Genomic DNA, 23,863 nt, shown 5'->3' on the forward strand with positions numbered 1-23,863 from the left:
ATGAAATAATAAACTGAGTTTTGAGCACAGCCCTCAATTAATTAAACCGTATTGAAGCGGTATCTCACGATCTAGATTAACATTCGTTTTTTTGTAAATGTTTGATCGGGAATTTAGCGGAAAAACGGACAACCGTATCCGATTAGCAGTACAGTGCCTTTTCCAACAAATGCAATCGCTATGATTTATGCTTTCAGCCCTTTGCTCCTGGCTTATTACAAAAGTAACGTTTCAATGCGGTGTGCCATTACCATATTCTGTTTTTTGCTATAGCTAAAAATAGTAAAATGACCATCCTGAGAAGCCACTAAACCAATTGATTGTGGCTGATCATTAACAAACTGCGCAACAGAAAAATGCCTGGTGCCACCCAGCTGTCCGGGATATAAAATCTTATCCTCACCACCAACAATCGGCTCAGAAAAAGCAATCTGCTCTACGGTTGGTTTTCCTTTAGCGCGACCGATTTTCGCCCCGAATGCAATAAGATCAAACTCCTCATTAATAATTGTTGCACCATCAACAGCGGTTAAACCTGCTAAATGCTCAACCTCACGACGTACAGCACCCTGTGAAAAAATCTCGCTCTGGTTGCCATTTTGTTTCGCCAGGTTAGATAAACCGCAAAAAGGAGGCTCTACTAAATATTGTATCGGATGAATAATGGATTCTTCCCATTTCGTATCGCCCTTAGGTACAATTAACAAAGCTCCCCCACGGCCATGCGCACGCATTGAAACCGAAAACTGAATGAGAATATTGATGGGATCATTCCAGCTCGCCAAAACTGTAAGATCTAATAAGGCCTGTAAAATTGGCGGACAATCTTTGTTTGTACAGCTCCTATCGTCTACAATCCTGATCTGCTCTCCTTTCAATACCGCAACATTGGTAAACTTACCTATGCCGTAAATCCGACGGTGTTTAATTACGATTAATCCAGGTTCAGAAACATCTACAACAAAACAAAAGTTGGGTATATTTAAAGTTGTGCCCCAGATATAAAGTTCGCCGTCCTCTTCCCAAACGCCTAAATGTATTCCAGAACGTTCAATTCCGGGTGCTATTTTAGTTAAAGTATTGGCATTTAAAGCTAGCTTTTTTGCAAATCGCAAAGGTTTCGACGCTTGCTCGGGAGGTAAAAATGCAATCGAAATCCGTGGCGAATGCCCTTCTTCCTTGCGGAGGCTGCTCCAAAAAGCAACATCAATTATCGCTTCAATTATTTTCCTATCCGGTTGAGTAGCCAGATCTATCTCACCTTGTTCAATTGCATTTTTATGCAGCTTAACAAAATGTTGTTCAATAGTAGCCGCAATGGTGTTTGCAGCTTTATAGGTAGGCTTGTAACTCATGTTCCGAATTTAAGCCGAATATTTCGATTTTTGAATACCCTAAAGGTTTGATTTTGGTAAAAAAATACAGACAGTTTCACCACACATCTTCACAGATAAACACAGATATTTTTGAGGTTCATTTTACCGCAAAGCGCAGCGACAAGATTAAACACGAAGGTGCAAAGCACATAAAGTTTATTAAATAATTTGGGCGTATATCAATTCACTAAAATAAACTAAGGTGCTTTAAGTATAAATGTTCATTGGGCAATTAGTAAACAAAATGGCAAGGGATTATTTCTGTGAACTCGTGTTTCTGTGGCAAAAAACTAAAGCACTACAAGTCAAAACCAAAAAATTAAACCTCATCTTACAGTTAATCCTTAAAAAACTCTATTTTTGTTTCAATGAGTAACAATAGTCTCTTATTAGTTGATCCGAATTTTAAAGCCGATGCATCTGCAAACTGCCATTTATTATTAAAAATAACGAATGATAGCTTCTCTTATGCAATTGTAGGTAAGGATACCGAAGAAATTAATGTTATTTTCGATAAACAAGGTTGCGATGACGTTCAGCAAGAGCTAAAATCTGCATTTGAAACCGATAGTTACTTATCTTTATCCTATTCAGCTGTAAAAGCAGCCGTTCATACCTCAAATTTCATTTTTATTCCTGATGAATGGTTCGACGGTGAAAATTTAGCCGTTTACTCCAAATATTTAGGTACGGACGCAAAGGTGTACACAAAACATAATGACGAACTTGGCTTTAACACCATCTTTTGTTTAAACGAAAATGTGAAAGCCCATTTGCCCGAAGAAACCAACATTTTCCCACAATCAGAACCCTTGATGGTTTTATTTAACCATTTGGCTGATGAAGCTTTACTGATCGATTTTACAGCAGTATCTTTCAATGTATTGTATATAAAGGATAAAAAAGTTGTTTTCCAAAATCATTATGAATCAGAAAATGCCGAGGAATTTAATTATTTCCTTTTGTTGATGATCGAACAATTGGGTTTAACCGATACTATTCCGGTTTATTTACAAGGCATTATTAACGAAGATGATGAGCATTACAATTGCTTATTAAAATATTTTAATCAACTTTATTTCTTCCTTCCAGCCGGAAAACAGAATAGCGAACTATTGGCAGATATGCCAAAACACTATTTTAGCGGCCTGCTTGCTTTAGATTTATGCGAATAATTGGTGGCAAATTGAAGGGCATCCGTTTGCAGCCCCCTGCAAATTTACCTGTGCGCCCAACTACGGATATGGCAAAAGAAGCACTTTTCAATATCCTTAACAACAAATATGATTTCGAAACCTGTACCGTACTCGATTTGTTTTGCGGAACGGGAAATTTAACCTTCGAATTTGCCTCACGCGGCGCAGAAAGCATTTTATCCGTTGATATGGATTATGGTTGTGTAAACTGGGTTAAAAATACAGCCAAGCAACACCAGTTTAATCAAATCGATGTTCGCAAAGGCGATGTTTTTAAGTTATTAAAACAAATGACAGGCGCTTACGACCTGATTTTTGCCGACCCACCCTATAACATGCCAAACATCCCACAGATTCCGGTAATGGTGAAAGAGCAAAAACTACTTAAACCCGATGGCTTGTTGATTGTGGAACACCAAAGCAACATGAAACTGAACAGTCAGCCAGGTTATACCGAAACCAGGAAATACGGCAATTCTTCTTTTAGTTTTTTTGAGTATAGCGAGTAGCGAAGGTACTAAGCTTAACCTAAGCCAATATAATATTATTTTCTTCGTTAAAGGCGGGCATATTTGCATTAGGCGGCGTTTAGTCCTGATTTTCATTGCAATCAGACTAAAAATGGGCAGCCTGCTCCAGCCGCAATGCCAAAAATCACCTTAACGTTCTTAATTCCTTAATTGTTAAAACCAAACCAAAAAATTCAGTGTAAAACCGTGCTTCCGTGGCAAAAAAATTAACCCGCTTTGTGTCCTTCGTGTCTTTGTGGTAAATAATTCCGCTATAAAATATATATTTGAATCATGAAGATAGCGCTATTTCCAGGCTCATTTGATCCGATCACTATTGCTCACGTAAATATTTTACAACGTGCAACACCACTTTTCGATAAAATTGTAGTCGGTATCGGACTGAACAGTTCCAAACAGAATTTTTTAAGTGCAGAACAGCGTCTTCAAATATTACAGACTGTTTTTAGCGGTTATCAAAATATCGAAATTCAAACTTACGAAGGTTTAACAGTAGATTTCTGTAGAAAAATTGATGCCACTTACATGGTACGCGGCATCCGTTCGGCAGCAGATTTTGAATATGAAAGAGCCATCGCACAAATTAACCAAACCATGATGCCTGAAGTAGAAACCATTCTGCTTTTAAGTAAACCCGAATATTCGGCCATCAGCTCTACAATAGTACGCGATATTTTAAGAAACCATGGCGATGTAAGTCCATTTGTACCCAAAGAAGCACTTAGTTTTTTATAGAAATCAGACTCTTTATGCTCGTTCATTTTGGCAAAACGGAGAAACTGCTCAATTTTTATGAAGATGAGTTGGCAAGCTGTGATAATTGCAATGAGAAAACAGTAACCTATCGCATCATTCAGAAATATTACCAAATCAACGGTATTCCAATCCTTCCTGCCGAAAAATACACAGCAATGAGTTGCGATAGCTGTAACTTTAGCAACAATAACGTAATAAGTGAGAACGCTAAAGTGTATGAAAAGCTTTCAAAAACCCCATTGTACCTGTACACAGGCGCTGCAATTTTAACCGGCACTTTTTTATTCCTGATCATTGGCGCTATTTATACAGCAATTATTAAATAATCTGTAACAATACTTATTTAAGTTGTAGCCAAACGTTACGGCAGAGGATTCATTTAATTTTATTTCAATAAATCTGTAACGTTTTAATCAATCCGTTACCAATGGGTTATCATATTAAATGAAAGAAACAGAAAACATATTTATCAACCTGATTAATCAACACAAAGCGATTATACATAAAATTCCGAAAATGTATATGAACGGTGTTGAAGAACAACGTGATCTGTTTCAAGAAATCGTATTACAACTTTGGAAAGCGTATCCCACTTTTAAGGGTAACGCTAAATTTACCACTTGGATGTACCGCGTATGCTTAAATACGGCATTGATTTATTTTAAAAAGGATAAGAAAAAGATTGATAAAATACATTTAGACGAAAATATTGACATCATAGATGTAAACGACAGCGAAGGTAAAGAGGAGAAATTAGCCTATCTGTATACTGCAGTTCAAGAGTTAAATATGATCGAAAAGGCATTGATATTTCTTTTTCTCGAAAATCAATCCCATCGTGAAATTGCTGAAAACCTTGGCATCAGCGAAGTAAATGCAAGGGTTAAGCTAAACAGAACAAAAGAAAAATTACAATTCATTATAAAGAAAAACGGTTATGAATTTTGACGATATCAAAAACGAATGGAATGCTGAAAATCCTGAAGGGAACAACATTTCTAAAGATATGTTACAAATAAAACAGGCACATACTCCCGTTGATAGGATTAGGGGAAAGATGAAACATGAGTTTTTTTACCAGGTTATTGCTTTGGTTATCATGGCTTTCATTCCTTATCTTTTTAACTTTTCAGAAACGATGGTTCAGGTATTTTTAATGTTTTATGCCATTACCTGTGGTTTTACAGCATATTACTTTCTTAAATTTTACCGCTTTTATAAAAATTCTTACGATATGAGCCTGGATACACGCAAAAATATCCTGTGGTTTTACTATGAAATGAAATTGAATGTAGAACTTTATAAAGCCCTAACGTACATTATCGCCTTTATTGGGGTCGCATTGATAGCGGTATATCTTTTTATTGAAAAAGCTTCAATATTCATTAGGATTTTAAGCAAATTATCATCTGTTTATATTCTATTAAACTGCTTTGTTTCCATTTTAATTATTGGTGCAATTACCGAACTGTGGGCCTGGTATTATTACGGAAAACATTTAAAACAGGTAAAAAAAATAGTTGATGAACTAGATTATGAGTAATGTACCTCTAAGATTTTTAATCATAATTTCTGTTAAATCGTCAATTGCGAGAAACTTTTTCAGCCTACGAAGCAATCTTTATGGCAAGGATCACTAATGTGAAAGATTGCTTTCCTGGTTCCTCCTCGCCATGACCACCTTACTAACAGATCTATAAATGCGGATATAAATATCTTAAAAAGTTTCAACAAGTTTAATCTGGCAAAGTTAAGGTGATTTCCACCTGCTAAAAATAATTTCGGCAATACAATCTGTGCGAAGGAATAATTACAAGATCCCCCCGGCCCTCAACACATCCATTATTGATGGAAAAGTATTTTTAACTACCGGAGAAATGTGGTTTTTATCTAACCATACGGCTTCATCAATTCCCTCTTCCTTTTGTGGTATCAAATTAGGTTCACCTTTAACCTTCATTTTATACCAATTTGTTTTTTTAATTACCATTTTCGAACCGATTGGATAAACATGGTAAGTTTTACAAAGCTTTTCTTCCCGTTTAAAAACCCTGATCCCGCATTCTTCCTCTACTTCGCGAACAGCGGTTTCTTTCATTTTTTCACCTTCCTCCAACTTGCCTTTCGGCAAATCCCATTTTTTGTTTCTGAAAATAAAGAGGTAATTTCCGTTTGCACTTTCTACCAAACCACCCGCAGCTTTAATGATTGTGCAATCTTTTTTCAATTTTTTAAACGTTTCCTTAGGATTCTTTGTTAAAAAAATATAGCTTTTTTTTGACCCGTTCTTTAGTTTTTTGTAGAACATCTGCAAATCAAAATCCTGAAATTCAAGTTGTTGAATTTTTTCTTTTTGTTCGGGCAGAAAATCTGAGATAAATAAAGTGTTATCGTTGATATAAATTCTATAATTTCTCGGCATATATTTTTAAAAAGACATTAAAACGCGCTAAACTCAAATCAAATAATTCAATTGTATCATTCCAACACGAATAAATCTGAATGTTTGATTCCCCTAAAGTAGAAAAATTGTTGAGTTATTTACATGGTAAAAAAAAAGGTTACAACAATTAATGTTGTAACCTTATCTAAATTAACGCTCTCAATCAAAGATTGATGCAAGGCTCTCACCCCTTGCTTGGTACAAATATATAAATATTTTCTTGAAGAAGAAATGAATTTCAAAAATGTTATTGTTTAACTGCTCAATATTTATAATCAGTTGGAAAAGAATGGCGAATAATTCACTCAACGACAAATATTTTCATAATTTTAACCTTTTAATCTGCCATGCCAATACCTTCACTATCCGAAACAGATCTGGAAGCATACCAGATTGATCTTTCAAACCCAGAAAAATCAACAGGAGAACTCTTTATCAAATTAAATGGGCTTTATCAGCGATTTGCTGGCAATGAACAGTTGTTGGCAAATTTTGAGTATGCTTCAGCACTCAATAGTCTGGAAAACGATTACAGCTCCAAAAAAGAGCATTACAACAAAGAAATTGCCGAGCTTAAACGACAGTTTAAACAATTGGATAACCGCATTATTGCCGCAGAACAGAAGTTACGCCATGGCATTCCGGAAGATTTGATGGTGATGGATAAAATTATAGCAGAGCAGGAATCGATAGTAGAAGACCAGGAAAAACTCAACAATGCGGAATCTTTTATTGTGGAGCAGGTGCGCAAAATCGACATAGCACATGGAAAGGATTTGCAGAAACTGGAGCAACAACAAAATAACCGCAATACTCCTTTTCAAAGTAAGTTTTCTGCCTTTAATGAACAGATGAAACTTGCAGAAAAACGCATCACCTTAAAGGTAAGTGCATTTTCGTTAATTGCCATTATTGGTATTCCATTGGTTATAGATGCCATTTTCAGTTCGATCGGGATGCCTGCCCTTGGCAAAAACACCAATAACCTGATTTTAACACACTATATGTTTTTAATCAGCCTGATCCTTATTGAAGTATTTATGGCAGATAAAATAAGAAGCCGCATTTCTCGCATGCTATCCATTTCCTACCTTAAAGATTCAGTAAGCACACTTCAGAATTTACTGGCCGAAAACAGGAAACAGATTTTTAAAGTAGAATCTGATCATCACATTACGATAGCTGAATTTATAAAGCAGAACGCTGCAGAGTAGATCGATCTATAAAAAAATAGGGATTTAAAATCAGCTGATGCTGTTCCAAATCCCTATTAAAATACTAAGTTATAGCTATAAAGTAGCCATATCAATTACAAAGCGGTAACGAACATCCCCTTTTTCCATGCGTTCATAAGCATGGTGAATGTCTTTCATATCGATCATTTCGATATCAGAAACAATATTGTTTTCAGCACAAAAATCTAACATTCCCTGAGTTTCGGCAATTCCTCCGATACCCGATCCTGCAAGACTTTTTCTACCGCCCAATAAACTAAAAGCGGCAATTTCTGCTGGTTTTGGCGGTACACCCACACAGATATGTGTACCATTTGTTCTTAATAAAGAAAGGTACATGTTAAAATCGTGCTCTGCAGATACTGTATCCAAAATAAAATCGAAAGTACCTTTCGCAGCTTTAACCTGTTCAGGATCGGTGGTTACCACAAAATGATGTGCACCAAGCTTTTTAGCATCTTCTTCTTTTTTAGGTGAAGTACTCAATACAGTTACCTCAGCTCCAAATGCTACGCCAAATTTTACTGCCATATGGCCCAAACCACCTAAACCAAGTACGGCAAGCTTATGGCCTTTTCCTACTTTCCAGTGTCTTAACGGAGAGTAGGTAGTAATACCAGCACATAAAAGCGGTGCTACAGCAGCAAGATTTAATTTATCAGAAACATGAAGTACAAATTCTTCACGCACTACGATCGAATCAGAATATCCACCATAAGTAGGCGTTTTACCATCTCTCTCCAAACCGTTATAAGTCTGCGTATTGCCTTCTAAACAGTATTGTTCTAAATCCTGCTTACAGTTTTCGCAAACCTGGCAAGAATCTACCATACAACCTGTACCGGCAAGATCACCTACTTTGAATTTTTTAACATGATCTCCAACTTGAATAACCCGGCCTACAATCTCGTGTCCGGGAACCATCGGGAATATCCCAGGAAACCAGTCATTTTTAATCTGATGCAGATCTGAGTGACAAACGCCACAGAAAAGTATTTCAAATTGAACATCATGAGGACCTACTTCCCGGCGCTCAAAATTCCAGGGTGCAAGATCTGTTCCGGCATTTTGTGCCGCATATCCTTTTGTTGCTATCATAAAAATTTTATTTATTTAACCATAACAAATGTAATCAGCCCTTTGTTAGGAACGATTACACAAATCAAATAATTCATTGCAAAATTCAAACAACGGTATGGTATAAGTATGTTATTAAAGAGGACTAGATCAAAATATATCAGGAGAACAAGCCATGTGTAATTTCTTTTATAGCATCATCTGCGTAAAAAAAGATTGTAAACATCCCTTGGTCTTGGGTGATCACTAAAATATCTTCGCGTTTAATATGGTTCTCGTTGAGAAAAAGCGTAAGGCGTTCGTGCGAACTAAAATAATCGGATTTTAAAATTATCATAAATTAGTGATATCTCTTAAGACAGATCGAATTATTCATTGTTACAAACGGAACAATATGATAATTACAATATAATCTTTAGTGTTTTCAACACTTCCAATTCTTTATCCTCTTGATTTACAAGGAGTGGCAAGAAATAAGTTTTAGCATTCATCAGAATTTCCGATATTTGAAACATTTGAATGTTGAAATCGAATTATTTTCTACATTTTTTTTATGCCCTTTAAAACATTGGGGTTTAATAAACGTTATGACAAACACAAATAAATCTGTAATTTTGAACCATGTATAATAAAAGTGATATTGAATTAAAGGTAGCGGAATTTTTATTACAGATAAAAGCAATCAAATTACAACCAAATAACCCTTTTACATGGGCTTCGGGTTGGAAATCGCCAATTTATTGCGATAACAGAATTACCCTTTCTCATCCTCAGGTTAGAACATACATCCGCCAGAAACTGGCACAGGCCATTCAGGAAGAATTCGGTTCGGTTGATGTAATTGCAGGTGTTGCAACCGCTGGCATCCCTCAGGGCGTTTTGGTGGCTCAGGAACTGGGTTTACCATTTATCTATGTTAGAGCAAAAGCTAAAGAGCACGGTACCGGAAGTTTAATTGAAGGTGAAGTTGTAGAAGGCCAACGTGTGGTGGTTATTGAAGATTTAATTTCTACAGGTAAAAGTAGTTTACAAGCTGTTGAAGCTTTAAGAGCCGCTGGTTTATCTGTAGCCGGTTTAGCTGCAATTTTCACTTACGGTTTCGAAAAAGCAGACGAAAATTTTGCAGCTGCAAAATGCCGTTACTTAACTTTATCAAATTATGCTGCCTTAATCGATTACGCTGCAGAGCACAGCATTATTGCTAAAAACGACATGGAATTATTAGGCAAATGGCGCTTAAACCCTTCAGAATGGGGCCAGGGTCAGACTTTAAGTTCCCAGTCTTAAGTAAAACAAATCTATAAAAATATATAATGACTGTTATTGAAAGCACAGTAGAAGTTAATAAACCGGTTTCAGAGGTTTATACTTTTCTATCCAATATGAACAATCATCAGCAATTGATGCCAGAAAACATTTACAACTGGGAATCTACTGAAGATGATGCACGTTTTACCATTCAGAATATGGCAAAATTGGCCATTAAAATCTCTAACCGGGTAGAAAATGAAGAAATAACAGCAATTCCGAGCGAAAAAGCACCTTTCGATGTAGAATTAAAATGGACAGTTGCCGATAATGGAAATGGCAACACTACAGCAAAACACATCATTTCTGCAGATTTAAATATGATGATGAAAATGTTGGCCTCTGGCCCTTTACAAAAACTTGCTGATCATCAAACAGAAAAACTGAAAGAAATTTTAGGCTAAAGATTGGTTCTCAGATTAAACTGAATACATACATTGAAGACGAGTAAAAGCTCGTCTTTTTTTATGCGTAAAAATTCCATTGCTGTTCTTTTATCCGCATATTATTTTAATACCTTAGTTTTTGAATAACCTTTAAACTATGAACCTCAGATTTCTACAGGTAACTGCCTTAGTATTTGCCCTTATCCCTGTTTCACAAACATTTGCACAAACATCACTCACCGCATTAAAAACCGAATACTTGGTTAATCCTATCGGTTTGGATAATCCCAATCCACGTTTTACCTGGCAAATGAATGATAGCAGCCAGGGTGCAAAGCAAACTGCCTATCGTATTCTGGTTGATACCGATTCTACTTTACTTGTTAAAGCTGGCGGCAAACTTTGGAATACCGGTTGGGTAACTTCAGATAAAAATCTTGTTGTTTATTCTGGTCAATCACTAAAACCTTTTACTAAATATTATTGGAGGGTTGATATAGCCGATGGAAACAAAAAGAAATCCAATAAAATAGCGATTGCCAGTTTTGAAACAGGCATGATGAAAATGGAAAACTGGCAAGGGGCATGGATTTCCGATACTGAAAACACCAGGCTTAAACCAGCTCCCTATTTTAGAAATACCTTTAACACTACAAAAAAAATAAAATCGGCAAGGGCTTATATTGCAGCAGGCGGACTTTACGAACTATCGATCAACGGCAATAAAATTGGCAACCACCGTATGGATCCTATGTATACCCGTTACGATAGGAGAACATTGTACGTAACTTATGATGTGACCAACGCCATAAAATCTGGTAAAAATGCCGTTGGGGTATTATTAGGAAATGGATGGTACAACCACCAATCAACCGCTGTATGGTATTTTGACCGTGCCCCATGGCGCAACAGGCCTGCTTTTTGCCTCGATATACGCATTAGCTATGAAGATGGCACAACTGAAACCATAAAATCAGGCAAAGATTGGAAGACAGCACTCAGTCCGATTGTTTTTAACAGCATTTATACAGCCGAACATTACGACGCACGTTTAGAAAAATCAGGCTGGAATACACGTGGTTTTGATGATAAAGATTGGAAAGAAGTGATGTACCGCTCTGCCCCATCGAAAAATATTGTTGCACAGGCATTACACCCCATTCGAAATGTAGAAGAGATAGCCAGTAAAAGTTTAAGAAAGTTTAATGATACCACGTATCTTTTCGATTTGGGCAGAAATATTTCCGGAGTGAGTAAAATCACCGTAAATGGCCCGGCAGGAACTACAATAAAACTAAAACATGGCGAACGTTTATACCCCAACGGGCATGTAGATATTTCAAATATTGATGCTCATTATCGCCCCACCGATAATACAGATCCCTTTCAAACCGATATTTTGATTTTAAACGGAAAGGGTAAACAAAGTTTCATGCCGCATTTTAATTACAAGGGTTTTCAATATGTAGAAGTAACCAGTTCAGCGCCTATCGAATTAAAAAAAGAAGATTTAGTGGGTTATTTTATGCACAGCGATGTGCCGGTTGCTGGCGATGTTAAATCTTCTGAGCCGATTATTAACAAAATCTATTACGCCACCAACAATTCATACCTATCTAACCTTTTTGGCTACCCAACCGATTGCCCGCAGAGAGAGAAAAACGGCTGGACCGGCGACGCACAAATTGCCATAGAAACCGGACTATATGGCTTTGATGGCATCACCATTTATGAAAAATGGCTTGCCGATCACCGTGATGAACAACAGCCAAATGGTGTTTTACCATCTATTATTCCAACCGATGGCTGGGGCTACGAATGGGGCAATGGCCCCGACTGGACAAGCACAATTGCCATTATACCATGGAATATTTACCTGTTTTATGGCGACAAAAAATTACTTGCCGACTGTTACGAAAACATCAGAAAATATGTAAACCATATCGACGAAACCTATCCTACTGGCTTAACTACTTGGGGGTTGGGCGATTGGATTCCGGTCAAATCTAAATCCCCTGTCGAACTTACCTCTACCTGTTATTACTATGCTGATGTGGTTATTTTGGCTAAAGCAGCTAAAATTTTAGGCAAAAACGATGATTATGAAAAATACATGGCATTGGCCAAAAAAATTAAAGACGCCTTTAACACCAAATATTTAAATAAAGAAAAAGGAATTTATGCTTCCGGTGTGCAAACTGAGATGAGTGTGCCGCTTTATTGGAAAATCGTTCCAGAAGAATCAGTTGCTTTAGTTGCAGAAAATTTAGCTAAACGCGTAGAAGCCGATGAGTTTCATTTAGATGTTGGTTTATTGGGCACTAAAGCCATTTTAAATGCTTTAAGTGAAAACGGATACAGCGATATTGCCTATAAGGTTGCCGCTCAAAAAACATATCCAAGCTGGGGATGGTGGATGGAAAACGGAGCCACAACATTGTATGAAAACTGGCCAATTGATGCAAAATCAGATATCTCGATGAACCACATTATGTTTGGAGAAATTGGTGCCTGGTTATACAAATCACCAGGAGGAATTAAACCCGACGAAAAAGAGCCGGGCTTTAAACATGTAATTTTGAGCCCACACGTGATGGAAGGATTAAACGCTTTCGAAGCCAGCCATATTGGTCCTTATGGTAAAATTATCAGTTCGTGGAAGCGGATTAATAATGGAATTAGATACGATATCACTATCCCTGCTAATTCTACAGCCACAATTAATCTGCCACTTACGCGTGGCCTGAGTAACTATATAAATGGCAAGCCAAGCAATACCGGAAAATTAGATTTTGCCGCAGGGAAATATATAATAGAACAAAAAGCAGGTAAATAATCCAGACCTCGCAGGTTTTCGAAACCTGCGAGGTCTAAATCTAGGAATCAGTTGGCAGTTTATAGTTTTCATTTTGAGTTTTTTTGATCAAACAACCATGATAATAGATCATGAAACGAATTCAGGAAGACGCAAAGAGAAAATACCCGGTGGTTTTACAAGAATGTACTAATTTGTTCACTTTTATTTCCTTACGTAATCCGTCCTGCTGAACTTGTTTCAGCATCTTTGTAAAAAGTAATTTCATTGATTTATTTTGGAAATCAGGTTCCTGCACATTTAGGTTACGGTAGTCCTGCTATCCCTCCAAGTCCTCGCCCGATGGAAAATCGGGCTCCGGGCTTTCCGTTCTATCAGGTTTAATCAGCAATTTCTGTGCTTTTTGGCAACAATTTCTCACTTCGGGATAGATAACTGAGCTAAATACCGCGTTAGGGATTGTAAGGGTTCAGTGCCGATCCTTTATCGGTACCGGAGCGAAGCGCAGCCCTGTAAAGCCCCAATCAGTTGGAAGTTTACAGTTTTCAGTTTCAGTTTTTTGATCAAACAACCATGATAATAGATCGTGAAACGATATTCTGTGGTTTTATAAGAATGTATTAATTTATTCACTTTTATTGCCTTACCTAAATCCGTCCTGCTGAACTTGTTTCAGCATCTTTGTAAAAAGTAATTTCATTGATTTTATTTTGGAAATCAGGTTCCTGCACATTTAGGTTCCGGTAGTCCTGCTATCCCTCCAAGTCCTCGCCCGATGGAAAAATCGGTCTCCGGGCTTTCCGTTCTATCAGGTTTAATCAGCAATTTCAGTGCTTTTTGGCAACAATTTCTCACCGCGGGATAGATAACTGAGCTAAATACCGCGTTAGGGATTGTAAGGGTTCAGTGCCGATCCTTCATCGGTACCGGAGCGAAGCGCAGCCCTGCAAAGCCCGCCCCTTTCCCGATTTTTCATCGGGATGGGGAACGCCCAAATCAATTAGCAGTTTATAGTTTTCAATTGGCAGTTTTCATTTAGCAGTTTAAGTTTTCAGTTGCAATTAATTAATTGACACCTCCCAGTCTCCATTAAAACAAAACAATTAAACCATGCACGACAAATTTTCAGTATAAAACACTAATTATCAGTAAATTAGTCATAAAAAATTCAAACTTACCGACAAAATTTCCGATTTAAAAATCTAAATCAATATGGCATTTGTTTTGACTTAAAAGCAAATATGAACTTCAACAATTTTACCATAAAAGCCCAGGAAGCAGTTCAACAGGCTTCTGAAATAGCCCAAGGCAATCAGCAACAGGCTATTGAAACGGCACACCTGCTTAAAGGTTTGCTTACTGTTGATGAAAACGTGGTTTCTTATGTTTTAAAGAAACTGAACGTTAACCTTAATTCCTTAAATCAGAATCTTGATGCAGAGATTGCCAAATTCCCTAAAGTGAGTGGAAGCAATGTCTATCTGTCATCAAATGCCAATAGCGTTTTACAGAAAGCGCAAACGTTTTTAAAAGAATTTAAAGATGAATTTGTATCAGTAGAACACCTGTTATTGGGTATTCTTACCGTTAACGACAGCACTTCCAAGTTATTAAAAGAGCAAGGTGTTAACGAAAAAGACCTTAAGAAAGCCGTTGTAGAATTGCGTGGCGATAACCGCGTAACCGATCAGAATGCCGAAGCTACTTACCAGGCTTTAAGCAAATATGCCAGGAATTTAAACGAATATGCAGAAAGCGGAAAACTCGATCCAGTTATCGGCCGTGATGAAGAAATCCGCCGCGTAATCCAAATATTATCCCGTAGAACTAAAAACAACCCTATTTTAATCGGTGAACCAGGTGTAGGTAAAACCGCCATTGCCGAAGGGATTGCTTTTAGAATTATAAAAGGCGATGTGCCTGAAAATTTAAAAAGCAAAGTGGTTTATTCACTAGATATGGGCTCACTTATTGCCGGTGCAAAATACAAAGGCGAGTTTGAAGAACGTTTAAAAGCTGTTGTTAAAGAGGTTACCCAAAGTGATGGCGACATTATTTTGTTTATTGATGAGATACACACTTTAGTAGGTGCTGGTGGTGGCGAAGGCGCAATGGATGCCGCAAACATTTTAAAACCTGCCCTTGCCCGTGGAGAATTACGTGCAATTGGTGCGACAACTTTAGACGAATACCAAAAATATTTAGAAAAAGATAAAGCATTGGAGCGTCGTTTCCAAAAAGTAATGGTGGAAGAACCAGATACCCAGGATGCAATTTCTATCCTTCGTGGATTAAAAGAGCGTTACGAAACACACCATAAAGTAAGAATTAAAGATGAAGCAATTATTGCAGCTGTAGAAATGAGTCAGCGCTACATTTCAGACCGTTTTTTACCAGATAAGGCCATTGATTTAATGGACGAGGCAGCATCAAAATTGCGCATGGAAATGGACAGTGTGCCAGAGCATGTGGATGCTTTAGACCGCGAGATTATGCGTTTGGAAATTGAACGTGAAGCCATTAAACGTGAAAAAGACGATAGAAAAGTTAAAGAGCTATCAGAAGAAATTGCAAATTTATCAGCAGAGCGCGATGAATTTAAAGCAAAATGGCAAGGCGAAAAAGATTTGGTAGATGCTGTAAATACGCACTTAGAGCAGATAGAACACTACAAATTAGAAGCCGAACAGGCAGAACGTGCCGGAGATTATGGCAAAGTTGCCGAAATCCGTTACGGAAAAATTAAAGAGGCACAAGATAAAGTTAAAAAACTTAAAGCCGATTTAGAAAGTCAGCAAACGGATAGCCGAATGCTTAAAGAGGAAGTTACTGCCGATGATATTGCCGGTGTGGTTGGCCGTTGGACGGGGATTCCGGTTACAAAACTTATTGCAAGTGAAAGGGAAAAACTGCTCCATTTAGAACAAGAGTTACACCAACGCGTAGCCGGGCAAGATGAAGCCATCGAAGCCATTTCTGATGCCATCCGCCGTTCTCGTGCAGGTTTACAGGATAAACGTAAACCAATTGGTTCTTTCATTTTCTTAGGTACAACAGGTGTAGGAAAAACGGAATTGGCAAAAGCATTGGCCGAATTTTTATTCAACGATGAAAATGCCCTCACCCGGATTGATATGAGTGAATACCAGGAGCGCCATGCCGTGTCGCGTTTAATTGGTGCGCCTCCGGGATATGTAGGCTACGATGAAGGTGGACAGTTAACCGAAGCAGTTAGACGCAAACCTTATTCGGTTGTATTGCTTGATGAAATTGAAAAAGCACATCCGGATGTATTTAACATTTTGCTGCAGGTTTTGGATGATGGACGTTTAACCGATAATAAAGGTAGAACAGTGAATTTTAAAAATACCATCATCATCATGACCTCTAACATTGGTGCGCATTTAATACAAGATAATTTTAAAGATTTAAGTGATGAAAACCGTGATGAGGTAATTGCTAAAACCAAAAATGAATTGTTCGAGGTATTAAAGCAAACCATTCGTCCGGAGTTTTTGAACAGGATTGATGAGCTGATTATGTTTACCCCGTTAAACCGAAGTGAAATTAGAAATATTGTAAGCTTACAGTTTAAACAGGTACAACAAACCCTGGCCGAAATGGGTATAGAAATGGATGCCAGTGAGGAAGCTTTAGATTGGCTGGCGCAATTGGGTTACGATCCTCAGTTTGGTGCCAGACCGCTGAAAAGGGTTATCCAAAAAAGAATCTTAAATGAGCTATCAAAAGAGATACTGGCAGGAAAGATAGATAAAGACAGCAAAATTAAGTTGGATATGTTCGATCATAATTTTGTTTTCCTGAACCAAAATGCTGGTTAAAATGTACCGATCAAAAACCGTCCCGACTACATTGGGGCGGTTTTTTCTTGTTTAAAAAACACCTTTTAAATCAACTAATATAACCGTTCATTTTCTTGCTTTTTGTTTCAATAATGGTTATTATTGATTACACACAAAAACACAAATAAAATGAAACCTAAATTAATCATCATGGCACTGCTATGCGCCGTCAGTTGGCGCTGTTATGCCCAAACTGAAAAAGGAACCGGCTTTGCTGGTTTGAGTTTAAGTTTTGGAACTTCTAAACAGAACAACTCCTCACCAAGCTTAAACACTTTTACTGCAACACCCAGAGGAGGTTACTTTTTGGCCAATAATTTTGCTATAGGCCTGGAGATCCCTTTAAATCTTTCCAAACTACGTGGCGAAAGTTATATTTCCTGGGATGAAGAAGATGGAAGATACGAAGATCGCTATGGTCCAAAAGAATTTAGCTTCGGCATCTCTCCATTCATACGCAGATATGTCGACGTGAAAGAACGTTTCAAGTTTTTTGTACAGGCTAATTTGCTCCTCCAGATTAATACATTCAATAGAATTGACGATGAAGGTTATCTTATCCGTACCGATGCTCGTGCAAAAGGCTTTGGGGCAAGCTTAAGTCCAGGTTTTGCCTATATGCTTACTAACGATTCCAGTATCGAGTTTTCGTTTCCAATTTTAAGCTTCTTCCACCAAAATTATTATGCCGAAGAATCATTGTACAACTTCGACAAGAAAAATAACCTGAGGTTGGCACTCGATAACTTTACCCCTACCTTCACCATCAATATTCACTTCTAATTTTTGATCGAATGAGAAAAATATTCAATCTGCTAAGCTTAAGAATTTTAAGCTTAGTGCTGCTCTTCACTTACATATGTAATGTGAAAGCCCAAACAACAGAAAGCACTGAAATAAAATATTATAAAAGTATTTTTTCCGAAGAAAATGGGAAGCCAGAGACAATTGGCAATAAAAAAATAGAGTACTATCGAAGCATCTTCCCGGAAGAGAACGGAAAGATTAAATCTATCGGAGATAAGAAATTCGAATACTATAAAAGTATTTTCCCCGAAGAGAACGGAAAGATTAAATCTATCGGAGATAAGAAATTCGAATACTATAAAAGTATTTTCCCTGAGGAAAATGGTAAAGTGAAATCTATCGGGGATAAGAAAATTGAATACTACAAAAGCATCTTCCCCGAAGAAAATGGAAAAATCAAGACAATTGGCCAGGTAGAAATACAATACTACAAGAGCATTTTTGAAGAAGATAATGGAAAGATTAAATCGATAGGTGGCGCACAGATCGAATACAACAGAAGTATTTTCCCCGAAGAAAACGGAAAGATTAAATCAATTACCGGAAATATAGGAGGCGATTGTAACTCCACTCCTCTTGAAATGTACTATTTTATTCTGAGCGAAAACGCTAAATAGTACACAAATAAGTCTTATTATTACTTAAAACCGATCTAATAAAACAGATTGGTTTTATTTTTTATTGCTGATAATCAATAACTTAACAAAAACACAACTAAAGCAATAGTTAATATCATTTTTTTATTTTATCATTGGATACACAAAAAACACAAATGAAAATGAAAAAACAATTATTGGTTACGGCTATGGCCGTGGGTATCTCCCTATGCGGTTTCGCGCAAACAAAAGGAACAAACGCTTTAAGCTTTGGTATTAACTCTACCACAAACAAAAATACTGGTGCAAATTACGAAAACAAGTACCAAAATAATAGCTTCAGCCTTGGATATGGCTATTTCTTTAAAGATAATGATAAGCTTGGATTAGATTTAACCTATGGTTTAAATAAATATAATACGAACGATAATGTAAAGCAAGAGCAAAAAAGTTATGGCGGCAATTTAAGTTATCAGCATTATTTCCCATTGGTAAAAACCCTGTTTGCATATGCTGGAGGAAGAGCCGGTTACACACACAGTGAAAACAATAATTTACCTGAAAGCTATTCGCAATACAGCTCAACCAGTAACCAATATAATGTAGGTGCATATGGAGGTATTACCTGGTTTCTATCAAAAAGATTTGCGTTAGAAACCAGTTTATTAACAGCAGACATTGTGTATGCTAAAAACGAAATAAACGAAACAAATAATGCCAACGTGATCACCAAAACCGAAACCACCTCATTCAATTTAAGCAGTCAAGGATTCATCAACAACCTTGGCTTTAAGATTTATATCCTTTTTTAACTCCTCAACAGTCAAAATTGTGGCCCATCTTTATAAAAAGAATGGGCTTTTTTATTTCTTTTTCGTTTCTATGTTAGGCAATAAACCTGTTAACAAGCCGATTAATGGCAGAAACGCACAAATGTTAAATACATATTCAATACTTGTAGAATCGGCCAGTTTCCCTAATAATGCCGACCCTATGCCGCCCATACCAAAGGCAAAGCCGAAAAATAGTCCTGCCACTAATCCTACCTTCCCTGGGATTAATTCCTGTGCATACACTAAAATTGCAGAGAATGCCGATGCCAAAATCATTCCTATTGGAACAATCAATACCCCTACCCAAAACAGGCTTGCATGTGGCAACAATAATGCGAATGGTGCAGTACCTAAAATAGATGCCCAGATTACATATTTCCTTCCTATTTTATCTCCAATTGGTCCGCCGAGCAATGTTCCGGCTGCTACCGAAAACAAAAATACAAACAGGTAGATCTGCGAAGTTTGTACCGAAACGTGAAATTTATCAATCAGGTAAAAAGTGAAATAATTGGTTAAACTGGCCATGTAAAAGTATTTCGAAAAAATAAGCAAGAGCAAAATACATACAGAAAAAATCACTTTTTGTCTCGAAAACTGACTCACAACCGCTTGTATGTTTACCTTTTTACTTCTTGAAAGCATAAAACCCTTATACCAGTTGCCCACATAAGTAAGAATGATAATGGCCAGCAATGCGATGACCGAAAACCAGATTACGCTGAACTGCCCGTAAGGAACTATAATCCAAGCCGCTAACAAAGGCCCTAAAGAGCTGCCTGCATTACCGCCCAGCTGAAAAACGGATTGTGCCAATCCCCGCTTCCCTCCGGAGGCCGCATGTGCCATCCGTGATGCTTCAGGATGAAAAATGGAAGAACCTATGCCTATAAAACACACAGAAAGCAGTATTGTGTAAAAATGGGTTGATTGCGAAAGCGAAATTAATCCGATCAGGGTAAAACCCATTCCAATGGCCAACGAAAATGGCTGAGGTTTTTTATCAGTCTATAAACCTACAAATGGCTGTAACAGCGATGCAGCCAGTTGAAAGGTAAGCGTTATTAAACCAATTTGCGAAAAACTTAAATGATAACTCGTTTTAATGATGGGGTAAATTGCAGGAATTAACGATTGAATCGTATCATTTAACAGGTGCGAAAAACTTAAAGCAAAAAGTATCGGAAAAACGGTTTTTTCAATAATGGAGGTGGTAGATGTAGGCTCATTCATAAAATCGGTATACTAATACCATCAAAAGTAGCAATTATAAATTCTTAAACCTTGCGCCTTGTCCTTGCAAAAACCAAACATTTTTATAACGTTGCGGTTTAATAACTATGGAAAAGAATAGAAAAATTGTTGGTTTATGTGGAAGTTTAAGAAAAGGCTCCTATAACGCAATGTTACTTAAAGTTGCAGGTAGCTTGATTCCTGAAGGTATCGATTTCGAAATTGTAGCTTATCATGATATCCCTGTTTATAATGCTGATGAAGATTTACCTGAAGTTGAAGAACGACCAGCAAGCGTAGTAAAATTTAGAGCAGCTTTAGCAGGTGCCGATGCCTTTATTATTGTTTCGCCTGAATACAACTATTCTATCCCAGGCGGATTAAAAAACGCCATTGATTGGGCAAGCCGTGGAAAAGACTCACCACTAATGCATAAACCTGTGGCTTTAATGGGTGCAACACAGGGCATGTGGGGAACGGTAAGAATGCAGGCCGCTTTTCTGCCCGTTTTTACTTTCTTAAATATGAACCCTGTTTTACAACCAGAAGTTTTGATTGCGCAAGCACAAAATAAATTTGATGCAGAAGGAAACCTAACAGATGAGAAAACCATCAGCATCATTAAAAAGAAAATTGAAAATTTAATTTCAGCATCAAAAGTTTAATAATACCTAAAGAAACTTTCCTTAAAACCTGCCAATTCTGCTACAAATAAATCTGACATTTATACAAAAAAAGTCAGATTGTCAATCTGTCATGCTTAAAAAATTAATCGATCGATTGATTTTTAGTCACACGAAAATAATATTGACTTAACATTAAATTTACATCTGTTTGTGAGTGAAGCAGTTGTCCAAAAACTGATTTTTTAATGACCTAAGCAATGTTTTTTGGCACAAGTGTTGACTTTTAGGCGAACATAGTCAGACATTAAATTTACAAAATTGACTATATTTTAATAACAAATAAATAATAAAAAAGATGAAAAAACTATTATTATCTTTAGTAGCAGTAGCAGGTTTAGTTTATGGTGCACAAGCACAAACTGAAAAAGGAAATTTTATGTTAGGTGGTAACGTAGGTGTAAATTCGACAAAAGTTGACGGCGCTCCAAAAGCAGATTTCAGCTTTACAGTATTACCAAGTGTTGGTTATTTTATCAGCAACAATTTTGCAATCGGTACAGGTGTAGGTTACGAATACAATAAAACAGTTAGCGAAAAAACACAAGATGGTGCTTTTAAAGTTGCTCCTTTCGGTCGTTACTATGTTGGTTTATCAGATCAATTTAAATTTTTCGGCCAATTATCTGTTCCATTGGCTTTCGGGCAGTTAAAAGCAACAGATGCTAATGGCGATAACTCAGTAAAATTGGGAACTACAACTAAAATCGGTGTAGAAGTTGCTCCAGGTTTTGCTTTCTTTCCAACTAAAAAAATCGGTATCGAACTTTCAGTTAAAGGTTTAAGTTATGAAAACTACACTATTAAAGCTGAAGGAACAGGTGCTAAATTAAAAACAAACAGTTTTGGCTTAAATGCTGATACTTTTGCACCAAGATTAGGTGTACAGTTCTACTTTTAATTAAGTCTATCCAATAGAAAAACTTAATAAATGACTTTTTTTCAAAAGGCGTCCCGGTTATTCCAATCGGGACGCTTTTTGTTTATTTCTTTTCTCTGATGGCTTTAAATTCCGATCCATCTTTCCATTTAGGGTAAGAATCTTCATTGCTGATGCGGTAACCCAAATCGAAAAGCATCCTAACATCTGCTATAATGCCAGATAAATCCCATGTTTTAGCATCAAAATTATCCTGAGGAGAATGGTAACGGAATTTGGTAAAATCTGCAACCTGTTTTAATCCCCATGCCCTTCCGTTTTTAATGTTGTCTACTCCCGAACCTGTAAACAGCGACGGCACACCAACCTTGGCCAGGTTAAAATGATCTGATCGGTAATACAAACCTGATGACGGAACAGGATCTGGCACAATAACCCTCCCCTGCTTTTTAGCAGCCTCTGCTGCATAATCTTCCAGTTCAGACTGGCCGAAACCATATACTACAATATCTTTGGTTTTACCGGCAATGCCCATCATATCCATATTAATATTGGCAACAGTTTTTGCCAAAGGAAAGGCAGGATGCTTGGCATAATATTCAGACCCTAATAAACCTTGCTCTTCAGCAGTGTATGAAATAAATAAAATCGTTCTGCCCGGAGCTTTAGGTAATTTTTTAAAGGCTGAAGCAATTTCAAAAAGAGATGCCACGCCTGTTGCATTATCAACCGCTCCATTATAAATCGAATCGCCCTGTATTTTTTCTCCCACGCCTAAATGGTCCCAGTGGGCCGAATAAATAATGGCCTCATCTTTACGTTTGTCGCCCGGTATTTTTGCCAGCACATTATAGGTAACCGATTTTTTAATGGTATTTTTAACTTTTAATGAGGTAGTGATACCCAAATCAACAGCTTTAAAACCTTTTTTACGGGCATTTAAAGCCAGCTCATCAAATGATTTGCCATCCATTGCGAACAACTGTTTTGCCTTATCCAAAGTAATCCAACCTTCCACAATACTTCGGTTCATACCGTTATCCTCGCTTTGCAGGGTAAGTTTAGATTTCGACCATCCGCTACGTACAACAGTCCAGGGGTAGGCGGCAGGTTCAGTATCGTGCACAATGATAATTCCGGCAGCACCTTGCCTTGCGGCTTCTTCAAACTTATATGTCCAACGGCCGTAATAAGTCATATTTTTACCCTTAAACAGAGTAGAATCTGCAAATCCAGGGTCATTTATCAACACCACAACAGTTTTTCCTTTCACATCAAGGTTGGCATAATCGTTCCAACCATATTCGGGTGCAACAATGCCATACCCAGCAAAAACCAGTGGCGAATTATTTATGCTCACTTCATTTTGTACACGCCTTGTTCCGGCAACAAAATCGGTTAAGTAATTTAGCACCAAAGAACTTGTTTTTCCCTTAAATAGCATTTTATCTTCAGGTACAGATTTAATTTCAACCATCGGTACTTCCTGAAAAAAACGCTTTCCATTACCAGGTTCCAAGCCCAATTTTTCGAACTGTGCCTTTAAATAATTAATGGTTTTGGTTTCGCCAACAGTAAAGGGTTTTCTTCCTTCCAAACTATCCGCAGCAATAACAGCTAAATATTGGGTTAAACTAGAATCATTTATGGCTTTTATCGCCAAAGAATCAGGAACGTTTTCTGTACTTTGGATATTTTGCCTGCAAGCACTTAAAAAAAGGAGTGCAGAGGTAGAAAGTAGTAGGAGTTTTTTCATTTATACAACTTAGTTTCTAATGATTGGTATGATTTGTTGAAAAATACGAAGAAAATGCTAAAAGGATGCAGGTTTAGTTAAACGACTGGC

General features: G+C 37.2%; 20 protein-coding genes and 1 pseudogene. 16 read left to right on the plus strand and 5 right to left on the minus strand.

All coding sequences use genetic code 11. From position 1 onward, the window contains the following. Nucleotides 1–215 precede the first annotated feature (215 nt). Nucleotides 216–1,355, minus strand: a complete 1,140-nt coding sequence (locus ACZZZW_RS20000) for a putative sensor domain DACNV-containing protein (protein ID WP_055905742.1) — start codon at nucleotides 1,353–1,355, stop codon at nucleotides 216–218. A 389-nt stretch (nucleotides 1,356–1,744) separates the two neighbouring features. Here ACZZZW_RS20000 and ACZZZW_RS20005 point away from each other — a divergent pair, with 389 nt between their 5' ends. From ACZZZW_RS20005 to ACZZZW_RS20030, 6 genes are all read left to right on the plus strand, one after another. Next, nucleotides 1,745–2,551, plus strand: coding sequence for a DUF3822 family protein (locus ACZZZW_RS20005; protein ID WP_055905745.1), 807 nt, complete (start codon nucleotides 1,745–1,747; stop codon nucleotides 2,549–2,551). Continuing rightward, entirely contained in the window at nucleotides 2,542–3,081 is a 540-nt protein-coding gene (gene rsmD, locus ACZZZW_RS20010; protein WP_055905748.1) for a 16S rRNA (guanine(966)-N(2))-methyltransferase RsmD, read from the plus strand. The genes ACZZZW_RS20005 and rsmD overlap by 10 nt, the downstream gene beginning before the upstream one ends. Before the next feature lie 294 nt (nucleotides 3,082–3,375). After that, entirely contained in the window at nucleotides 3,376–3,837 is a 462-nt protein-coding gene (gene coaD / locus ACZZZW_RS20015) for a pantetheine-phosphate adenylyltransferase (protein ID WP_055905751.1), read from the plus strand. A 14-nt stretch (nucleotides 3,838–3,851) separates the two neighbouring features. Further along, on the plus strand, nucleotides 3,852–4,184 hold the full coding sequence (locus tag ACZZZW_RS20020; RefSeq protein WP_055905754.1) for a hypothetical protein: 333 nt from the start codon (nucleotides 3,852–3,854) through the stop codon (nucleotides 4,182–4,184). Between the two features lie 118 nt (nucleotides 4,185–4,302). Continuing rightward, nucleotides 4,303–4,806, plus strand: coding sequence for a sigma-70 family RNA polymerase sigma factor (locus ACZZZW_RS20025; RefSeq protein ID WP_463496115.1), 504 nt, complete (start codon nucleotides 4,303–4,305; stop codon nucleotides 4,804–4,806). Then, a complete protein-coding gene (locus ACZZZW_RS20030) occupies nucleotides 4,796–5,401 on the plus strand; it encodes a hypothetical protein (RefSeq protein WP_055905760.1) in 606 nt (201 codons plus the stop codon). Before ACZZZW_RS20025 ends, ACZZZW_RS20030 begins: the two co-directional genes overlap by 11 nt. Nucleotides 5,402–5,668: 267 nt before the next feature. Here the strand turns inward: ACZZZW_RS20030 and ACZZZW_RS20035 are convergent, their stop codons facing one another. Next, nucleotides 5,669–6,085, minus strand: a complete 417-nt coding sequence (locus ACZZZW_RS20035) for an NUDIX hydrolase (protein WP_235526018.1) — start codon at nucleotides 6,083–6,085, stop codon at nucleotides 5,669–5,671. A gap of 563 nt (nucleotides 6,086–6,648) precedes the next feature. On the opposite strand from ACZZZW_RS20035, the gene ACZZZW_RS20040 reads away from it, so the two are divergent. Beyond that, entirely contained in the window at nucleotides 6,649–7,515 is an 867-nt protein-coding gene (locus ACZZZW_RS20040; protein ID WP_463496118.1) for a hypothetical protein, read from the plus strand. Between the two features lie 75 nt (nucleotides 7,516–7,590). Here ACZZZW_RS20040 and ACZZZW_RS20045 read toward each other — a convergent pair whose 3' ends face one another. Continuing rightward, nucleotides 7,591–8,634: an NAD(P)-dependent alcohol dehydrogenase gene (locus tag ACZZZW_RS20045; RefSeq protein ID WP_463496120.1), complete on the minus strand. Its 1,044-nt coding sequence runs from the start codon at nucleotides 8,632–8,634 to the stop codon at nucleotides 7,591–7,593. Nucleotides 8,635–9,234: 600 nt separating this feature from the next. Between ACZZZW_RS20045 and pyrE the strand changes: the two genes are divergently transcribed. The 7 genes from pyrE (at nucleotide 9,235) to ACZZZW_RS20080 (ending at nucleotide 19,200) form a co-directional block, all read left to right on the plus strand. Beyond that, on the plus strand, nucleotides 9,235–9,900 hold the full coding sequence (gene pyrE / locus ACZZZW_RS20050) for an orotate phosphoribosyltransferase (protein WP_055905772.1): 666 nt from the start codon (nucleotides 9,235–9,237) through the stop codon (nucleotides 9,898–9,900). Nucleotides 9,901–9,926: 26 nt separating this feature from the next. Beyond that, a complete protein-coding gene (locus tag ACZZZW_RS20055) occupies nucleotides 9,927–10,325 on the plus strand; it encodes an SRPBCC family protein (protein WP_055905775.1) in 399 nt (132 codons plus the stop codon). Between the two features lie 139 nt (nucleotides 10,326–10,464). After that, nucleotides 10,465–13,143 (plus strand): alpha-L-rhamnosidase, encoded by a 2,679-nt coding sequence (locus tag ACZZZW_RS20060; RefSeq protein WP_463496123.1) that lies wholly within the window; start codon nucleotides 10,465–10,467, stop codon nucleotides 13,141–13,143. Between the two features lie 1,220 nt (nucleotides 13,144–14,363). Further along, on the plus strand, nucleotides 14,364–16,964 hold the full coding sequence (gene clpB, locus ACZZZW_RS20065; protein ID WP_055905780.1) for an ATP-dependent chaperone ClpB: 2,601 nt from the start codon (nucleotides 14,364–14,366) through the stop codon (nucleotides 16,962–16,964). A gap of 150 nt (nucleotides 16,965–17,114) precedes the next feature. After that, on the plus strand, nucleotides 17,115–17,768 hold the full coding sequence (locus ACZZZW_RS20070) for a hypothetical protein (RefSeq protein WP_463496125.1): 654 nt from the start codon (nucleotides 17,115–17,117) through the stop codon (nucleotides 17,766–17,768). Nucleotides 17,769–17,779: 11 nt separating this feature from the next. Further along, complete coding sequence (locus ACZZZW_RS20075) at nucleotides 17,780–18,409, plus strand: hypothetical protein (RefSeq protein ID WP_463496127.1); 630 nt, start codon at nucleotides 17,780–17,782, stop codon at nucleotides 18,407–18,409. 161 nt (nucleotides 18,410–18,570) lie between these two features. Then, a complete protein-coding gene (locus tag ACZZZW_RS20080; protein ID WP_463496129.1) occupies nucleotides 18,571–19,200 on the plus strand; it encodes an outer membrane beta-barrel protein in 630 nt (209 codons plus the stop codon). A gap of 51 nt (nucleotides 19,201–19,251) precedes the next feature. Here ACZZZW_RS20080 and ACZZZW_RS20085 read toward each other — a convergent pair. Next, a pseudogene (locus tag ACZZZW_RS20085) lies at nucleotides 19,252–20,454 on the minus strand (MFS transporter). Between the two features lie 107 nt (nucleotides 20,455–20,561). Here ACZZZW_RS20085 and ACZZZW_RS20090 point away from each other — a divergent pair. Continuing rightward, nucleotides 20,562–21,119, plus strand: a complete 558-nt coding sequence (locus tag ACZZZW_RS20090; protein ID WP_055905795.1) for an NADPH-dependent FMN reductase — start codon at nucleotides 20,562–20,564, stop codon at nucleotides 21,117–21,119. 316 nt (nucleotides 21,120–21,435) lie between these two features. Then, nucleotides 21,436–22,038 carry an outer membrane beta-barrel protein gene (locus ACZZZW_RS20095; RefSeq protein WP_055905798.1) on the plus strand — a complete coding sequence of 201 codons (603 nt, stop codon included), beginning with the start codon at nucleotides 21,436–21,438 and terminating at the stop codon, nucleotides 22,036–22,038. Nucleotides 22,039–22,120: 82 nt separating this feature from the next. On the opposite strand, the gene ACZZZW_RS20100 is transcribed toward ACZZZW_RS20095, so the two are convergent. Continuing rightward, nucleotides 22,121–23,773 carry a M28 family metallopeptidase gene (locus ACZZZW_RS20100; protein ID WP_463496132.1) on the minus strand — a complete coding sequence of 551 codons (1,653 nt, stop codon included), beginning with the start codon at nucleotides 23,771–23,773 and terminating at the stop codon, nucleotides 22,121–22,123. Between the last annotated feature and the right edge of the window lie 90 nt (nucleotides 23,774–23,863).

It is taken from the genome of Pedobacter sp. AC379, assembly GCF_979258145.1.

What these genes read in the sequence shown, in the direction of transcription:
- ACZZZW_RS20040 (WP_463496118.1), top strand. Translation starts at nt 6,649, where the DNA reads ATGCCAATACCTTCACTATCCGAAACAGATCTGGAAGCATACCAGATT.
- ACZZZW_RS20090 (WP_055905795.1), top strand. Translation starts at nt 20,562, where the DNA reads ATGGAAAAGAATAGAAAAATTGTTGGTTTATGTGGAAGTTTAAGAAAA.
- ACZZZW_RS20045 (WP_463496120.1), bottom strand. Translation starts at nt 8,634, where the DNA reads ATGATAGCAACAAAAGGATATGCGGCACAAAATGCCGGAACAGATCTT.
- coaD (WP_055905751.1), top strand. Translation starts at nt 3,376, where the DNA reads ATGAAGATAGCGCTATTTCCAGGCTCATTTGATCCGATCACTATTGCT.
- clpB (WP_055905780.1), top strand. Translation starts at nt 14,364, where the DNA reads ATGAACTTCAACAATTTTACCATAAAAGCCCAGGAAGCAGTTCAACAG.
- ACZZZW_RS20020 (WP_055905754.1), top strand. Translation starts at nt 3,852, where the DNA reads ATGCTCGTTCATTTTGGCAAAACGGAGAAACTGCTCAATTTTTATGAA.
- ACZZZW_RS20005 (WP_055905745.1), top strand. Translation starts at nt 1,745, where the DNA reads ATGAGTAACAATAGTCTCTTATTAGTTGATCCGAATTTTAAAGCCGAT.
- ACZZZW_RS20060 (WP_463496123.1), top strand. Translation starts at nt 10,465, where the DNA reads ATGAACCTCAGATTTCTACAGGTAACTGCCTTAGTATTTGCCCTTATC.
- ACZZZW_RS20025 (WP_463496115.1), top strand. Translation starts at nt 4,303, where the DNA reads ATGAAAGAAACAGAAAACATATTTATCAACCTGATTAATCAACACAAA.
- ACZZZW_RS20095 (WP_055905798.1), top strand. Translation starts at nt 21,436, where the DNA reads ATGAAAAAACTATTATTATCTTTAGTAGCAGTAGCAGGTTTAGTTTAT.
- ACZZZW_RS20000 (WP_055905742.1), bottom strand. Translation starts at nt 1,355, where the DNA reads ATGAGTTACAAGCCTACCTATAAAGCTGCAAACACCATTGCGGCTACT.
- ACZZZW_RS20030 (WP_055905760.1), top strand. Translation starts at nt 4,796, where the DNA reads ATGAATTTTGACGATATCAAAAACGAATGGAATGCTGAAAATCCTGAA.
- ACZZZW_RS20080 (WP_463496129.1), top strand. Translation starts at nt 18,571, where the DNA reads ATGAAAAAACAATTATTGGTTACGGCTATGGCCGTGGGTATCTCCCTA.
- rsmD (WP_055905748.1), top strand. Translation starts at nt 2,542, where the DNA reads ATGCGAATAATTGGTGGCAAATTGAAGGGCATCCGTTTGCAGCCCCCT.
- pyrE (WP_055905772.1), top strand. Translation starts at nt 9,235, where the DNA reads ATGTATAATAAAAGTGATATTGAATTAAAGGTAGCGGAATTTTTATTA.
- ACZZZW_RS20070 (WP_463496125.1), top strand. Translation starts at nt 17,115, where the DNA reads ATGAAACCTAAATTAATCATCATGGCACTGCTATGCGCCGTCAGTTGG.
- ACZZZW_RS20075 (WP_463496127.1), top strand. Translation starts at nt 17,780, where the DNA reads ATGAGAAAAATATTCAATCTGCTAAGCTTAAGAATTTTAAGCTTAGTG.
- ACZZZW_RS20100 (WP_463496132.1), bottom strand. Translation starts at nt 23,773, where the DNA reads ATGAAAAAACTCCTACTACTTTCTACCTCTGCACTCCTTTTTTTAAGT.
- ACZZZW_RS20055 (WP_055905775.1), top strand. Translation starts at nt 9,927, where the DNA reads ATGACTGTTATTGAAAGCACAGTAGAAGTTAATAAACCGGTTTCAGAG.